The sequence below is a fragment of the Paenibacillus germinis genome (assembly GCF_013141785.1).
GTDB classification, from domain to species: Bacteria; Bacillota; Bacilli; order Paenibacillales; family NBRC-103111; genus Paenibacillus_E; species Paenibacillus_E phytorum.
Genome location: NZ_WHOC01000028.1, coordinates 100026 through 116829, shown reverse-complemented (window position 1 = coordinate 116829; position 16804 = coordinate 100026). Strand labels below are relative to the sequence as shown.

Annotated in this window: 9 protein-coding genes; all 9 read right to left on the bottom strand. The window is 47.3% G+C overall.

The window, feature by feature from the left end; all coding sequences use genetic code 11:
* Positions 1-53: 53 nt before the first annotated feature.
* The 9 genes from GC102_RS06355 to GC102_RS06315 all read right to left on the bottom strand — a co-directional run bounded on the left by GC102_RS06355 (position 54) and on the right by GC102_RS06315 (position 16803).
* Positions 54-4979, bottom strand: a complete 4926-nt coding sequence (locus GC102_RS06355; protein WP_246320758.1) for a chondroitinase-B domain-containing protein — start codon at positions 4977-4979, stop codon at positions 54-56.
* A 403-nt stretch (positions 4980-5382) separates the two neighbouring features.
* The gene (locus tag GC102_RS06350) at positions 5383-6357 is read right to left on the bottom strand and encodes an SGNH/GDSL hydrolase family protein (RefSeq protein ID WP_171688704.1); all 975 of its coding nucleotides are present in this window, start codon (positions 6355-6357) and stop codon (positions 5383-5385) included.
* 644 nt (positions 6358-7001) lie between these two features.
* Positions 7002-8408, bottom strand: coding sequence for a sulfatase family protein (locus tag GC102_RS06345; protein WP_171688703.1), 1407 nt, complete (start codon positions 8406-8408; stop codon positions 7002-7004).
* A gap of 43 nt (positions 8409-8451) precedes the next feature.
* On the bottom strand, positions 8452-10095 hold the full coding sequence (locus tag GC102_RS06340; protein ID WP_171688702.1) for an ABC transporter substrate-binding protein: 1644 nt from the start codon (positions 10093-10095) through the stop codon (positions 8452-8454).
* Positions 10096-10108: 13 nt separating this feature from the next.
* A complete protein-coding gene (locus tag GC102_RS06335) occupies positions 10109-11008 on the bottom strand; it encodes a carbohydrate ABC transporter permease (RefSeq protein WP_171688701.1) in 900 nt (299 codons plus the stop codon).
* A 9-nt stretch (positions 11009-11017) separates the two neighbouring features.
* Positions 11018-11992: an ABC transporter permease gene (locus tag GC102_RS06330; RefSeq protein WP_171688700.1), complete on the bottom strand. Its 975-nt coding sequence runs from the start codon at positions 11990-11992 to the stop codon at positions 11018-11020.
* 97 nt (positions 11993-12089) lie between these two features.
* Complete coding sequence (locus GC102_RS06325) at positions 12090-13895, bottom strand: cache domain-containing sensor histidine kinase (protein ID WP_171688699.1); 1806 nt, start codon at positions 13893-13895, stop codon at positions 12090-12092.
* A complete protein-coding gene (locus GC102_RS06320; RefSeq protein WP_171688698.1) occupies positions 13895-14917 on the bottom strand; it encodes a response regulator in 1023 nt (340 codons plus the stop codon). The genes GC102_RS06325 and GC102_RS06320 overlap by 1 nt, the downstream gene beginning before the upstream one ends.
* Before the next feature lie 221 nt (positions 14918-15138).
* On the bottom strand, positions 15139-16803 hold the full coding sequence (locus GC102_RS06315) for a polysaccharide lyase 6 family protein (RefSeq protein ID WP_171688697.1): 1665 nt from the start codon (positions 16801-16803) through the stop codon (positions 15139-15141).
* Position 16804 lies beyond the last annotated feature (1 nt).

Genomic DNA, 16804 nt, shown 5'->3' with positions numbered 1-16804 from the left:
CCAACCTGCTGCATAGAACTTTCAGTTTGGATCGTAAAACGGATTTAGGCACCCTAGTGATCCAACATTCGCATTACAACCGTGACTGCTTCCGCTCTCGTCGCCACGTCATACGGTTTAAAAGCATTATTCTCCCGACCCTGAACTAGCCCTAGTGAGTTAGCTCGCGAGACTAACGGCAATGCCCATAAGGGGATCTGAGAACTGTCGCTAAACGAAGCCGCAGCAGATGTTCCCTCGCTTTGTGGAAATGCTCTTACTAACATTGCAACCATTTCGATTCGATTTATTGCATCATTAGGACGCAGAGACTGGTCTTCATAGCCCTGGATAATGCCTGCTTTCAGCGCAGCGCTTAGTTCTCCCGCCGCCCATACCGGAATACTCGCTTCATCAGTGAATTCCGGCTTCGTTGGTTCCGGCTTCAAGCCCAGAGCGCGAACTAGCATAGCAGCGAATTGAAGCCTCGTCATCGGTTCGTCAGGCTTAAAGCTGCCATCTGAATAGCCGTTCACAATGCCCTTGGCAGCAGCCTTGCTGATAGCTTCCGATGCCCAATGTTTCGGCACATCTACAAAAGTCTCCGGCGGTGGTGCTGATGTTGAGGGATCCGCCGGTTTCGAAGGCTGTGGGATCGTCGGTTCAGGAACCGGCTTAGGCAAAGGCACTGGATTATACACAGATGAAGAATCCGATGAAGACGAATTGTTTATCTGTGGACGTTTTATCATTATCGTATACGTTTTATGAACGCCGGAAGGCATCGACACATCAATCAGAACAACACTGCCGCTTTCTGCAATGGCCAGAGGTCCGCTTTCGTTGCCGCTTCTTACCGATTGCGTCGAAGCGCCGTCTACGCTTACCTGAATGTCAGCCCTCTGACTTAAGGAAACCGGCGTAATTGTCATGTTGCCGATTCCAGTGGGAGCCATCACTGTATAATAGGTAATATCCGAGCGGAAGACTGGCGTGAGTGTCAGATTCGAGCTGATCTGAAGGCTGCTTAACTCCGGTTTTCCATTTTCCTCTGGCATGCTCCTTCCGGCAGCAGGCCCTACATCGGCAGCCCTAAGCGGCCTTTGGGTAGGAGCGTTTGCCTGGTCGTACTCATCTGCACCGACGTCAGGAGTCGTCCGCCTTTGACCGTCCATATCGTCCAAAGCAACATATGGACCTTTGGCGCTATCAACCGCTGGACTTAGCGGCGACAAGCGAATCAGACCATCGCTGCTACGGACCAGCTTCAGATCACCTTTGTAAGTGGCGCTAACGACAGTCGCATCCGCTGCCACAGCAGCGAGACCATCAACCATGTTGCCGACATATGCCGGTCGGCCTTCAGATGTGATTTGATTTTCATAGAATATCGTCCCTACGTTACTGAAAATGACATTATTATAAATTTGCGTTCCCGTTGGTTGGAACGTACGTTTGGCAATTTTAAAGGCCGATGCATTATTACTTAAGTTGACGAAGGTATTATTGAAAATCTGTATATTATATTGCCGCCAATGCCCTCGCAGCAACTCTTGCTGCCTTTCTGGGGAAAGGCTTCTAAGTTCAGCGAAATCGTTCGGCCCCGTGCCCCAACGTATAGTTGGATTCGCGCCTCCGTCAGGCCCTGCATCTTCAGTTCCACCGTCAATCTGAACGGCATTATCCGTAAGTCCTTCCATGTAATTATTATAAACTTTGTGATCATTCCCATAGAGACGGAAACCGCTCACTCCGGGTTTCTTGCCATCCCCGATAATGAAATTGCCGTAAAAGCTGTTGCGATGACCGTGCCGGGCTACCATCCCTCCATAGGAATTCAGGACGGTGTTGTACCGGATGATATTATCGCTGCTTTTCACCGAAACGATCTCGTCCTCGCCGTTCAAGCCATCGAACAAATTGTATTGAATCGTAACATGTCCGGGGGCTAAAGATAGTCCGGAAAGCCCTAGGCGAATCGCTTCCAATCCGTTGCTTACCCTTGGACCGATATCATGAAAGTAATTGTATTCAATGACATCATACTGCGAGACCGAATTCGTGCCGTCATATGTCATGACAGCGCCGAAGCCGGTTTTCGGACCGATATCATTGTAAGCGATGCGATTGTAGCTGCTAGTGCCCTCCACCTGAATATAATGCCGGTCGGTTCCGTTGTCCGTAAGCAGCGTCGAGTTCGGGCTATGCGACGTTTCTCCCGTATAAACCGCCCCATTCGGATCATAGGTGCTGCCATAACGACAGCTATTTTCAACGCCGATCACACACCAAATCTGCTTATCGATTTTGTTCTCGGTTTTCGTAAACCGATATTTCTGACCCGTTTCATCCAAGGCAAACGTGTTGCGAATGATGGAGACATTGCTCGAATCGAACAATTCCACACCCGGATGCACCCCCTTCAGTGCGTCAATCCTTTTTTCTGGGACGGCTCTGCTCCGCAGTGTATCCTCGCCTAATGCCGATCCACCCCCAGAATGGAAGGTAAGTCCCTCAACCTCAATATAGTTTACATTTTCCAAATGCATGTAGCTGTCGCCAGCAATAACGGCCTTCCCGAGTTCGGCAGCGACAATACGAATCGGAAGCGCAGCCGTGCCTGACTTATCTTTGATAACGAATGGACCGTTTTGTGCATACGTGCCATTTTGCAATTCAATCGTGGTCCCTTTAGCGGCTTGATCCAGTGCATTCTGCAGTTCTTCCGCTGAATTGACCTTCACCACCCGTACCGGAGGGAGAGGCTCCACGGGTTTATCGCCTGCTTGCGGAGGGCCGCTTGGCTCAGTCGGTTCATCCACTTTGGGTGCTGTGCCCGTATAAAGTTCAACTTCGGTAATACTATTCCAACTGCCTGAGCTGCCAGAAGCTGTATTTCCATATCCAACCAGCCTCAGATAACGAACTTCTGCTGGAGTAGTCAGCACATAAGGCTGCATAATATCATCTTCGGCTTTAAGCACTCTGCTTTTTCGTTTAGGCAGCAGCACGATCGGATTCTGGAAATCCGCTTGATTGGAGCCAATAATTTCGAAATTGGTTTGACGGTCGATAGCGCTTAGGAAAGCGATATTCAAATAGGTAACCTTCTCAGGCTGCCCCATATCGAACTGCAGCCACTCCCCTTGTCCGGAAGCCGACCAACGGACATCATTATTCCAAACACCGTCCACGACATTGGCAGGAATATTCGTCGTATTCGGCTGATAGGAACTAGCGGTAACCGTACTTGCGTTCATCGGCACTTGGCCATTCGTTCCTTTGGCCGATAGCCGATAGGCTTGCAGCGTATACGTATTCATCGCATCGCCGCTTGATAATCGGATCGTGATCTTGTTCGTGCCCGGTGCGAGATGAACTCGGGTAACATCGCTTATTGGCTGATTCACCCCTTCAAGATTCGTCAGGGTCACCGTCGTTGAAATACCGCCACTGACTTGCATGGCTAAACGGATGGAATCGGTAGCCTGTGGAACGATGACCTCATACCCGTCCATCTTGGAAGGCGCGAAGGGGATATTCATCCCAATCTTTTGGCTGCCGTCCCAAACATCGAGCGCGGATAACTGGATGGCTGGCATTTTCTCCGCAAAGGTGAAAAAGGATCCGTCAGCCAGCTCCGTATCCACAGCATAGTAAGCTTCGCCATGCACCTGTACAGGAGTTAATGACAGTGGAACCGCGTGGCTGAAATCGCTGCTTCCGCTCGTTAGCAGCAAGCCGCCTAGCGGAAGCATCGCTCCTGGAAATGCAACTTGTACGGTCCCGACATTGCCGGTATTTCGGACCTTCCACGTCCGCGCTGACTGCTTGAAGTCCGCACCGTACGGCACAGAAGAAGCCATACTTCCGTTATCGCCCCAGAGAAGGTACTGCTTGTCCGCCAAAGCTTGTTTAGCAGTAATGATGACCTGCGAAGATGCTTGTCCTTCGCTGCTCCGGCTTGTTACTTGAGCCAAAGCTCCTTGCTGATCGCGGGCGATACCTGCAATGTTATTGCCATAAGACATATTGGACTCAGTTGGCCAAACGACCATCGGCGAAGGGCCTGCCGATACATAATCCTTCCCCTTCAGCGGCGTTCCGAACTTAAGGGCCATGTACGTTTGCACTTGATTTTGCTGCACTTCTGTAAGCGTATCGCCAAACACGATCATCTCGCCAATTTGTCCATCATAGCCGGATCCTCCCTTGACAGCAGAACCGAGAGACATCGGGTTACTTCCGTTTCCAACCATTGCGAGGCGGGCCTGTGTTGATTTGGCTATCGTTTGCCCATCTAGCGTAATCGCTTGGTAAACAGCACTGGAAACGGCAGGATGCGATTCATATTGAAACCCCCAACTATTGTATTGAAGAGGAGGGATTGAATAGCCTGTCGTGAGTCGTGGACTTCCAGATAGGGTAGCTCCTGAATCCCACAAAACTTGCGAAGTGCCGGAATAAAAGGGGATATACGCTCCGAACACTCCTTTTCCTTGCAAAGTTTCGTAAAAGATTTGAGAGGTCTGATTTGATAACGCTAGCCCCCCAGCAACCAAATAAACACTCGCCTGCTCGACCGGCTCATCCTGGTCAAATAACCCATTTTTGTCCAATAAAAGACTTCCATTGCCTGAACTTCCTGAACGAATAAATTGCACCGAAGGCTGGAAATTCAATGCAGGATTGGACGGAGTATACTTCGGCTTTGCCCTCGGACTCTTATCCCCAACCGTCCCGTCATTGATGAAATCATTGCCTTGCGGACTGCTGTCCTTCCATACCGTTATATCGCCATTCCCATTGCGGGTCACGCTGTCGGGATCCGCTTTCAGCCACAATTTCAGCATGTTGGTATCCACACCACCTGGTGTTCCTGCCACTGTGCTATCTGCATGTGCTTTGGATAACCCTGAAGGCAAACCTGCTAAAGTTAAAGTTGCTGCGAGTAGCAAGCTGATTGCCCGTTTCGAACGCACTCTGAATTCTTTTGACATCTTGCTCAAATTCTCATCACCTCTTCTGTATCATGAAGCTTTTAGGGAACATTGCTGAAAACCATAAAAGCAGCTAAACTCATCATAAGAAAGCCCTTACAGATAATAAATCTTCAAAACCTTGAACTCATCATCAAATTCTCAAATTCCACTAATCAATATCTAAATCAACCTTCAAATTTGAAAGACGCGCATCAAAGTGACACTGCACTCTGTATTTTGCTGATTATTCCGCTATCTTACCCACCGCAGTGGCTGGCGGATCGCTATATTCGTGCGGGCGACCTTTGCTTTTGGCAGCTCTGGCATCCGTAATATGAATGGTGCTTTCCTTCATCGACGCATCGGCATGCTAACTCTTTTTAGCCCCTGTCGCTAATGAATAGTCAATGAACGATGCTAGTTAAATATTCAATTTACCCAATATATGATTAGCTATAATTCTATATCCTTCTGCGTTCGGATGCAGATGGTCTGGTAGTTTGTCAATAAAGGCTTCTCCGAAAATATCCAAACCGTCAACATAAGTCATATTTGATTCCCCATAAGAAATTAGAATACTCACTGCTTCCTGGATTTCTTTCCTCATTGTAACCAAGGTCATTCCTACTAAGTTTTCGTCTGTCTCCCTATGAGGACAATAAATAGGAGAAAATAAAAATAGGGGCGTGTTGCGATGCTTTTCCCGAATGATTGATACCAGGCCAATAATTGCAGAACGAAACGTTCGGATGTTTAAACTATTGCCACCCATCACATTAATGCCTAGGCATAAAGAAATGACGTCGGCGGGAAGGTCACGGATGACACGAGCAACCATTGGTTCCAAATGACATTGTCCAGCAAATCCCATACAAGTCAGGTCCCAACCTTTGTTGCGTGCTACGATTGCCGGCCAAGTCAGAGCCGGACTTTCAGCTGCGCTGCATTGTGTAATCGAACTGCCGTAGGCAACCCACCTAGGTTGATTGTCTGGCAAAGGAGCCGCCGAAGCCCTATCATCGACTTTTAGTGCTTTCACAATGACCGCAGCTTCTTGTGACAAATAAATGTCAACCCTCTTCATGCTGCCTGGCAAGTTTGTAAATAAACAAATTTCTTCTCCTGCAAGAAGCGTCTTGGTATCGACTAATTCATCTTCGATAACGAGGTCAAACCGTATATCTTTATCCGTTCTAGCGACATGCAGCTCCACTGAAGTGGAATCACTCATAAATGCAACTCTAACACCCGCTGTTTCCCCTGCCTTCTCCACCAATTTCGAGGCAAATAAGCTGAGCTGATCATGTGGCAATCGCCATGGCCGGAGTCCAATATCCGTCGTTTCTATTGAAACGGCACCTCGAAACCACTCTTTATTTATTTCAATTGTTTGCATGCTTCAATACACCTCTTTATAAATAGGCAAGCTAGAAATACCTATTCTTCCAAATTGTGCAACGTTTTCTAAAATAAGACCACCGAGCGTGCTTATCTGCTGCATTTCCTTGTTTTCTTGGCGTTTGAACGTACAATAAGCACTCCTGCCTTGCTTATGCCTTCAAAACAGCAACAATTCGAACAAATAAGCACGTTCAGCTACCTTATTCTCAGCGCATCGGCCCCCTATTAAGGGAACTGTGGGACACTATTAAGGGAACTGTAGGACTCTATTTAGGCAAAAAGCAGAGATACTAGAGTGTTAGCAGAACTACAGGGTCTTATTTCCACAAAAAGCGCTGAATTTCCCATCAAACAGCAAAATAGCGCACTGTAGTTCCCCCCAACCTCGAAATATTGACACTTTTGGCTGGAATAGCGCACTGTAGTTCCCTTAACCTAGCTATATTGACACTTTTGGCTGGAATAGCGCACTGTAGTTCCCCCAACCTCGAAATATTGACACTTTTGGCTGGAATAGCGCACTGTAGTTCCCTTATCTCCGCACGAGGCAGCTAGGAGCTCCTCGCTCACTCCAAAACATACGCTTATCTCATAAAAAGTCGCGATTTTCGCGACTCTTTATGAGATAAGGCTCTTGGCTCAAGCCAAGGATGTTACAGGAAGCACCGGCTTATCCTGCAAAATATCGCCGCTAGCTTGCATCCATGAAGCCAATTCGGAAGCAAGCCGTTCGATGATCCCGGCATTTGCCGGCTCTGCCGACAAATCTTGCGTTTCCCAAGGATCGCTCCGCAGATCGAACAACTGGATTCGTTCCGTTCCTGTGTTCGTTTCTGGCGAGCGATAATAACGGATCAGCTTCCATCTTCCGTCCGTTACCATCCGCTGGACATCTCGATATACCGAGCCCACGATACCGCGAACGCCATCAATTTCCCCAGCAAAGATGGGACACAGACTTATGCCTTCCGTTTCCTCCGGCAGATCGACGCCGCATAGCCCTGCAACGGTGGGAAAAATATCAATATTGCTTGCCAGCGCATGTTCCTGCTTGCCCTCCGGCACGCCTGGCCCCCGGAATATAAGCGGTATGCGCACGCTGTGCTCATAAAGGTTCTGTTTGCCCATCAGTCCGTGTTGCCCGACCGCCAAGCCATGATCCGCTGTATACACGATGAGTGTATCTTCATAAATGCCTTTAGCCTTCAGCGCTTCGACGACTCTACCGATTTGCGCGTCCAAATGGCTTATCATCGCATAGTAATCGGCAATATGTTCACGAATTTCGCCCTCGTCCCTCGGCCATCGTGCAAGTTTCTCGTCCCGACCCGCCATATCGCCGGTATCGAATGGATGCTCCCTCATAAAGTTCGGAGGTAGCGGAATGTCGGATTTGTCGTACATGCTAGCATACGGCTCCGGCGCGGTTCGGGGATCATGCGGCGCTGTATAAGCCACATACAGGAAAAACGGCCGATCCTCCCGGTAATCCTCAATAAATTCGACGGCGACGCTCGTAAACAACTCCGTCGAGAACGTCCGTTCGATATATTCCTGTTCCTTCGGATAAGCCCCAGTCAGATCATAATCGTACACAGGAACCTTTGTATGCTCGCTCATTCCGTGAAAAGTTAGCTTATCTCCTCCTTCAAAACTTCGGGCGAAGCTTGCCTTGTCGTTATGCCATTTGCCGATCGCATGCGTCAGGTACCCGGCACCCTGCATCGTTTGCGGCATTAGCCGAACATCCGGACGAATGACGCTCGAATGCTCCCGGATCATCATATCCTTGCCGATCATCGCCCGGAAGATAGGAATTCCCGTATTTACGCACGCTCTGCTAGGCGCGCAAACCGCTCCGGTCAGGCCACCGAATATATGCGTGTTACGACAAGCTGTCCCGCTAGCAACCAGCGAATCCAATACCGGCGTCTGCACGGTTTCATCGCCGAATGCTCGAATGGCTTCACCACGATGATCGTCCGCTATGATAAATACGACATTAGGTCTTTCGGCTGAAAGCTTCTTTAAGTTCTTCTCTTTCATCTTGTACCTCACTCTCACGAGACAGAAATGCTTCCGGATGCGGCTACTTTTTTGTTTTAAACTGGGTATAGGCTTGTTGATAAATTTCCAGGTAGCGTTTAATGTTCATTTTGTCCAAAGTGCTCAAATAGTTGTTCCACTCCTTGTCAATGTCCAGCGAGCCTGTAACTGTTTTCGCAAAAAATTCAGCTCTGTAGTCCGTAAGCGTCTTCTCAAGGGTAGAGAGCTCCTCCGCTTGTTCGTTGGTGAAGAACAATGGCGGCACAATTTTGCTCGGGTCGGTTTTGAAAGGCTCGTATTTTTTAGTTTCCTTATACAAAATAAGTTCCAGCGAATTTTTCGGATCTGCTGCCACGCTTAATCGCAAGTCGTTGGTTCGCAGCGACGGCCCCGCCTGCGCCCAGTGAATATTTTGCAGCTTGCCAAACGTGGCGATCGGTTTCCATTTCGCTTGCTTCCCGTTAACGCCAAGCTCTCCTTCCGCAGGACGCACCCACTCCTGATCAGGACGGCCCTGCGTGCTGCGCAGAGTCGCTTCTTCCGAAAGCAGCAGGTCAGCCATACGGAATGCGGCAGCGGGATTTTTGGCCTTATTGGTAATGACGTATTGACCAGCAGATACCGCGTAAGGATTATACGCAGTTGAACGTACACCTGACGGTCCTTTGAGCGGAGGTACGGATACGAAGTCTTTGAATCTCGGGTTATCGACTTCGACAAATACCGTTTGGTTTTGTGAGGCAATAGCTCCGGCGATCGGGATTTCCGGGTTCATGCCCATTTGTTTCAGCTGGTTTCTGTCTTGTGTAAACGTTTGCGGAGAGATTAAACCTTCAGCAAACAGTTTATGCATATATGTCAAAGCTTCCTTCCACTCCGGTTGATTATAGGCAACTTGAACCTTACCATCCTTAACAAAGCGCAGGTTGAAATCTTTCTCGATAAAAGCGCTGGTTAGAAAAAGGTCCAACGTAGATGATGGGCCATTCGTAGCGCCGACAAGCGGGATCTCATCTGCCTTCCCGTTTCCGTTCGGATCTTTTTCTTTAAATGCTTTTAGCACTTGATAAAACTCGTCAGTCGTTTCCGGCATTTTTAAACCGAGCTTATCTAGCCATGGTTGATAAATCCACATCTTTTGACCAAGTGAGCAGTGGTAGCAATCATTCACCTGAGGGACCGAATAAATTTTGCCGTCAGGCATGGTAATCAAATCTTTGACATAGGAAACCTGCTCGAACATCTTTTTCATTTCCACGCCGTATTTGTCAATATACGGGTTCAGCGGAATAAATACGCCATCCTTACCGTAAATCGACTGCTGAATCGGCGATACGCTCATATTAAGCAGCACGTCCGGATAATCGCCGCTTGCGAGTGAAACGTTAAGCTTCTCTGCAAATGTTTTTTCCGGAGCGACTTCCCAATCGATGTGAATGTTCGTTTTCTCCTCCAGCCACTTGGTGAACTCATTCGTTGCAAAGTTTTCGACAATGCTGGATCCTTTGACCATGACCCTTAGCGTCGTCTTCTCTTTCGTGATCGGGAATACACCTGCTACTGTTACTTGATCGTCACTGCCTGCTTCCGTCTTTGGATCTGCTCCCTTTTGTCCGCTGTCCGCACATGCGCTTAGAAGCGCTAGAGAAGCGGTAACCGCTACTAAAGCTGTTAAACCTTTTTTCATGTAAAAACCCCCTTTAGCCTTTGAGTGATCCAATCATCATGCCTTTGACAAAATGCCTTTGTATGAATGGATAGATGATGAGCACGGGCAGCGTAGACACGACGATAAGGGAAAATTTCAACAGCTCCCGCAGGCCATCCCTTGCTGCTTGATCGGCAACGTCGGTTATCATCGACGCATCGACCTCGTTTTGCACCAAAATATCCCTTAATACCAATTGAATCGGGTACAACTCCTGATGTTTTACATAAAGCAGTGCGTTAAAATATTGGTTCCAATGTCCGACTGCGTAAAACAAGGAGATAACAGCTATGATCGGACCTGACAAAGGAAGCACGATTTTCCGCACAAACGTAAAATCACTGCATCCATCCATTTGAGCGGCTTCAAGCAATTCATCCGGAATGGTTGTTTGAAAATACGTACGGGCAATGATCATATTCATAACGGCAAGCGCTCCCGGAATAATTAAAGACCACCTAGTGTCGATCATACCCAGCTCTTTCACAACCAGGTAAGACGGGATCAATCCGCCTGAAAACATCATTGTGAATACAAACAAAGCCATAATGCTATTACGTGGCATAAAATCTTTTCTCGAAAGCGGATAAGCCGCAATGAGTGTAAAGAGCACATTGATCGTCGTTCCCACTACGGTATAAAAGACCGAATTCAAAAAGCTAGACATAATTAAACGATGCTTAAATACCGCCTCATAACCCGCTAACGTCGGCTCTACCGGATACAACCAGACTTTACCGGAAATAACCGCTGTGGATGAGCTGAAGGAAGCGCTAACAATATAAACCAGAGGATAAAGAATCGTAATCGTAAAAATGAATAGGATGATGTAATTCAGAATTGTAAAAAGCCTGTCATCCGCACTTTCTTTAATGCTTCCCGTCATAGACATGCCCCCTTATTACCACAGACTGGTTTGCCCCAACTTTCTGGCTATCCGATTGACGGTAACCAGCAGGACCAAATTAATGACTGATTTAAACAATCCAATGGCAGATGAGTAGGAATAGTTGATAGCTGTTGATGCCAAGCCGACCTTGTACACAAAAGTATCGATCACCTCAGATGAGCTCATATTCAGCGGATTCTGCATCAGCAATACCTTTTCGAAGCCTATGTCCAGCACATGGCCGGTGTTCATGATGAGCAAGATAACGGCAACCGGCATAATACCCGGCAAGTCGACGTGCCACATTCGCTGCACTTTATTGGCTCCATCCACAACAGCTGCCTCGTGCAGCGAAGGATCGACAGCTGCAAGCGCTGCCAAGTAGATGATGCAGGAAAAACCAACGTTTTGCCAAATACCGGACCAGACAAAAACGTGTGAAAACCATTCGGGTATGCCCATGAAATTGATTGTCGGCAATCCGAAATATTTCATAATCGTTTGAATCAGGCCAACCCGTGGGTCCATCATTTGCAGAATGATGCCTACCATAACGACTACGGAAATAAAATGCGGTGCGTAAGTGATCATTTGCACGGTTTTCTTAAAGAAACGAGCGTTTACGTAATTCAAGGAAAGCGCAAGAATGATTGGGAACGGAAACCCTGCAAGTAAACTATAGATGCTGAGCAGGACCGTATTTTTCATAATCCGAACAAACTCATACGAATGGAAAAAACGATCGAAATGCTTCAGACCTACCCATTCGCTGCCCCATACCCCTTTAGTCGGAAGATAATTTTTGAACGCAATCAAAGCCCCATACATCGGCACGTACTTGAATATGAGCAAATAAATAATCGGCAGCAGCATAAACAGGTAGAGCTGCCAATGGCTGGATGCGTTCTTCTTCAGTCTAGACAAGTAACTTTCCTTTTTACCGACAGTTGTAGACAACATATTGCTCTTGCTAGCCGAAACTTCCATAAATCCCTCCCTCTCTCGATGTCCATGACTCGGTATGTTTGATGTCTTTCCTATATGTAGCATACAAAAAATAGGGACAGCCGAGCATTGTGCTGTTTTACACCGGCATGACTTTTTTTGCGCTGGACGACGGCATGCGAATCGTAACCTTCGTACCTACACCCAGGTCGCTTTGTATCGAAAGTCCATACTGCTCTCCGAACACCATCTGAATCCGATTATGCACATTGAGCAGCCCGATGCTGCCTTCGAATGTTGGTTGTGTATCCAGCAACCTCTCCTCCCGGCTGTTCATGAGTCGTATGTTTAATTGCAGAAGGGATTCCGCATCAATACCGCAGCCATTATCTTCAACGATGACATAAAAATCCGTTTCATCCTTCCAGGCGTCAATAATAATCGTGTGAGTATCCTCGATCCCATAGGGAAACGCATGCTTAAACACATTTTCGACCAAGGGCTGCAGCGTCAAGCGAACCATACTGTCCAGCAAATAATCCGTACTGATGCGAACATCAATTTCAAATTCGCGCTGGTTGCGGTATTTCATAATAGACATAAAATACAGAATGTGTTTAAGCTCGTTGGCTACCGTAATTTCCTCCAAATCGGTGCGTATGGAATAGCGCAGCATATATGACAGAGAACGAACGATGTCTTTGATCTCGCTTGATTTCTGGATAACGGCGTAACAAATAATAATTTCCAGCGTGTTGTACAAGAAGTGCGGATTAATCTGTAATTGCAGCGATTGAAATTCGGCCAGTTGCCGTTTCATTAAATTGTCCTGATTGCGCAGCTCGGTCTCGTAAACCCGCTCGACAAGCTCTTCCAGCCGGGTGACCATCGTATTGTAGCTGGTAATAAGCTGATCCATCTCATCACGGCTTCCGGTCAGAGGTACTCGGGTCCACTGGCCTTTGGCCGTCTGACGCATCCCGTTTTCCAGGAGTCGAACTGGATGAACGATAGATTGACCGAAACGATAAGCAAGAAATAAGGCCAAAATCAATGTAAAGATACCTACGAGCAGCGTTGTTTGCCGCAAATCTGAAATCGGCTTGCTCTGCTCAGCAACCGACATGCTTGCCACCAGCGTCCATCCGGAGTAGTCAGACTTTCGACTAAAGAAAACCCGCCCCGGTTCTCCGGGCAATTCAAATATTTGGTCTTTATTGGCTTCAACCGTATTGAAATGCATACCGTCAAGCTGTTTGCCGATCCGGCTCGGATCCGGATGGTATAAGATTTTCCCGCGATCGTTGACGATAAAAAAATACCCGGATTGTCCGAGTTTTATGCCCTTCCAGAGCGTGTTCAGCTCTCCTATCTTTAGTTCGAAACCCATAATGCCTTTAAATGATTTCGATGAGGTTCGGTCCGCTAATTTGCGAATAAGTGTGAGATGACCATCTAGAAATCCGGAATCCTGAATCGTCAGCTTCCCGTTTATATCATCGTCTTCCTTCATCTGTTCGACATATTCTTCAAAGCCTTTGTAATTAAAAGGAACAATGTGGATATTGAAATCCGTTGCCTGGAACCCGTTATAACCGATAATGTACGTCATTGATATTTCCGGGTTGTTGATGAGAACAGGTTGAAATACCCCCTTCATGGCAATTTCGGATGTATAAAAGCCAGGAGTTGAATTGCTTGGAAGATCAAGAGCCTCTTTCACGACAGGAGAAATCAGAATAGAGACTGTTGCCCTCTCGTAACTTTTCAAAAATAAATCGGTTTCATGCAAAACATTATCAACGATTTGAGTCAGCAGCCCTTCATACTGATTCTCCAATTCGTTAGACGACCGCCAATAACCGGTAACCCCCACCGTCACCAAAGTCAGCGCGATAATAATGACAAAGTAAATGTAAACCTTGCGTACCAGGCTGTTTTTCATTACCTGATCCCGAGCAGCCCGCGATATTCGGTAGGGGAATAGCCCGTCGCCTTTTTAAATACTCTGGAAAAGTGGGGGTAGCTATCGTAACCGACCTCGGTTCCAATGTCGATGATTTTGTAGTGCGGAACGGCAAGCAGTTGTTTGGCTTTATCGATTCGTTTGCGCATCCGGTATTGCACGAAGGTCTCGTTCGTATTTTTCTTAAAATAATGGCTGAAATAGGTCGGTGTTACACCTAGCCTCCCAGCAACCATGTCCAGCGAAAGCTCCTCCTCGAAAAGATGCTCATCGATGTACTGGATAGCCGCCTCCAAAACATTGATTCTTTCATGATTGCGATACTCGCTCAGTCGCTGTATCCATATTCCTACTTCTGCCTGAAACCATTCATACGTAATCGTGATGACCGTGTTCTCCTCGAAAAGCGGCTTCACTTCGATCCTGTACGCCCCTCTGGCATTCAGTTTCTTGAGCAGTAGCGTGACAGCGTCGTATACCCGCTGGTACTGCTGAATGTCCGTTTGGGCGGCGAACAACTCCCGCTTTCCCTCCTCAAGCAATTGATTAGCCCGAACCTTGTCCAACATCCAAACCGCTTCCTCCAAATGATCGATCCATTGTTCAAAAAGGGTGAAGGAAATAAGCGCCGCTTCCCGCATGGCGAGCATTTTATCCAGCACCGGAAAAAGCTCGATTTCTGTAATAGGCTTCAGCAAATATTCCTGTACGCCGTACGACATACATTTTTGTGCATACGCAAAATCCCCGTATCCCGAAAGCACAACGACTTTGGTGAAGAGCTTTAGCTGCTGAATATTCCGGCATAGCTCCAGACCGTCCATACGAGGCATCCGAATATCAGTCAACACAACGTCAGGAGGGTTAGCCATGATGCTCGACAACGCTGACACACCGTCTGTAAACGTATCGATCTCACTAAACCGTTTATATTCCCAAATTAACGTTTTGAGGCCAATCCCGATGATAGGTTCATCGTCAACAATAAAAATTCTGGCCATTCGCTTGCCCCCCTGTTTAAAATGTTAACCACCTTTATTATTTTCCGATTCCCGTTATCCTGGATACCCATTAAAACCTAAACAAAGTCATCAAAATCGCAAATTCCTTGCCCTTAATAATCCGAATGGGCATGTAAATGAAAATAGACCATTCGGTAAGCCTACCGAACGGTCTGTCTATGTGCATATTGGCTGAAAAAAAGCTTATTTGATCCAGTTTATTAGTCGGCTTGACTAGCTCGTGGACCTACATCATCAACAATGAGCGGTTTTATCACCGAAATATTATCGGGAACGTATTCAACAGCGCCAATGGCTTGATTTCGTTCAGACATTCGGATCAAACCGTCTTTACTGCGAACTAATTGGATATCTTCCTTCTGCATTGTGCCCGCAACAGCGATATTGTTAGAAATAATGGCAAGGCCATCCATCTTGTTGTCGAAATAATTGGGTCGCTCGCTTGCCGCAGCCTGCTGAACAGCACTTGTCTCAACTATCATCGTTCCAGTATGGCTGACAATCAAGTTGTTATACACCCTGGTACCCACGGGTTGGTAGGTTTTTCCACCCAGAACAAGGCAATTTGTGTTATTACCCATGTTCACCAGCGTATTATTGAACACCTGGACATTATATTGCCGCCAATGCCCACGCAGAAGCGCTGTTCGCTCCTCTTGCGAAAGATCCTCTAGAACCGCAGACTTTTCCTCATCTCCACTTATCCACTTTACAGTAGGATTTAAGGTTCCATCAGCTCCTCCATCATGTGATCCGCCATCAAGTCTTATCACCTGATCCGTCAAGCCTTCCATATAGTTGTCATAAATTTTGTGATCGTTGCCATAGATGCGAAAGCCCCTCATTCCCGGCTTTTCCCCGTCACCGAAGAAGAAGTTGCCGTAAAAGCTATTGCGATTACCGTGTCGAGCGACGAATCCCCCGTACGAATTCCGAGTCGTATTGTAGCGGATGATGTTGTCGCTGCTCTTCACAGAAATAATCTCATCCTCGCCATCAAAACCGTCAAACAAATTGTACTGGATCGTTACGTACCCAGGTGCTAATGAGAGGCTTGATAAACCGAGCCGTATCGCCTCTAATCCGTTCGTAACACGCGGGCCAATCCCATGGAAATGATTATATTCAATCAAATCATGCTGCGAGATCGTTCGTCCGCCATGCCCCTCTCCATCATAAATAATAACAGCGCCAAAGCCTCTCTTGGGCCCAATTTCATTGTAAGCAATCCGGTTGTAGCTGCTCACTCCCTCCACTCTGATATAATGGCGGTGCGTTCCATTGTCGGTGATCAGTTTAGAATCTTCATAAGGGGTCGGACCGCTATAAACGGCTCCATTCGGATCATAGCTGCTGCCATAACGGCAGCTGTTTTCGACGCCATACAACCCCCATACTGGACCCTTATTCGTGAGGAAACGATAAGGCTGGCCGGTCTCATTCAAGGCAAACGTATTGCGAAGAATAGAAATTCGGCTAGAGCTCTGCAGTTGAATTCCTGGATGTACACCTTGCAAGATACGGTGCGATAGACCTCTATCACTAAGCGACTGTTCGCTGGAGGAAGAGCCGATCCCACTATGGATCAATAGCCCCGATACTTCGATATAACTTGAATTCTCTATGTGCATATAGCTATCGCCTGAGATAATGGCCATTCCCAAGTTAGCAGCCTCAATCCGTATCGGCATGCCGTCCGAACCATGCTTATCCTTTACAACGAATGGACCGCTTTGTTCATAGATACCGTTTTTTAGCTCAATGACGCTTCCTGCGACCGCTTCATCCAATGCCATCTGCAATTCTGCAGCCGTGCTAACCTTTATGTATTTCAGCTTCGGCCGCACATCCACATGATCCCCCATA

Coding starts and splice junctions, on each gene's coding strand:
- GC102_RS06340 (WP_171688702.1), bottom strand. CDS start 10,095: ATGAAAAAAGGTTTAACAGCTTTAGTAGCGGTTACCGCTTCTCTAGCG.
- GC102_RS06350 (WP_171688704.1), bottom strand. CDS start 6,357: ATGCAAACAATTGAAATAAATAAAGAGTGGTTTCGAGGTGCCGTTTCA.
- GC102_RS06355 (WP_246320758.1), bottom strand. CDS start 4,979: ATGTCAAAAGAATTCAGAGTGCGTTCGAAACGGGCAATCAGCTTGCTA.
- GC102_RS06330 (WP_171688700.1), bottom strand. CDS start 11,992: ATGGAAGTTTCGGCTAGCAAGAGCAATATGTTGTCTACAACTGTCGGT.
- GC102_RS06335 (WP_171688701.1), bottom strand. CDS start 11,008: ATGTCTATGACGGGAAGCATTAAAGAAAGTGCGGATGACAGGCTTTTT.
- GC102_RS06325 (WP_171688699.1), bottom strand. CDS start 13,895: ATGAAAAACAGCCTGGTACGCAAGGTTTACATTTACTTTGTCATTATT.
- GC102_RS06320 (WP_171688698.1), bottom strand. CDS start 14,917: ATGGCCAGAATTTTTATTGTTGACGATGAACCTATCATCGGGATTGGC.
- GC102_RS06345 (WP_171688703.1), bottom strand. CDS start 8,408: ATGAAAGAGAAGAACTTAAAGAAGCTTTCAGCCGAAAGACCTAATGTC.
- GC102_RS06315 (WP_171688697.1), bottom strand. CDS start 16,803: ATGGGGGATCATGTGGATGTGCGGCCGAAGCTGAAATACATAAAGGTT.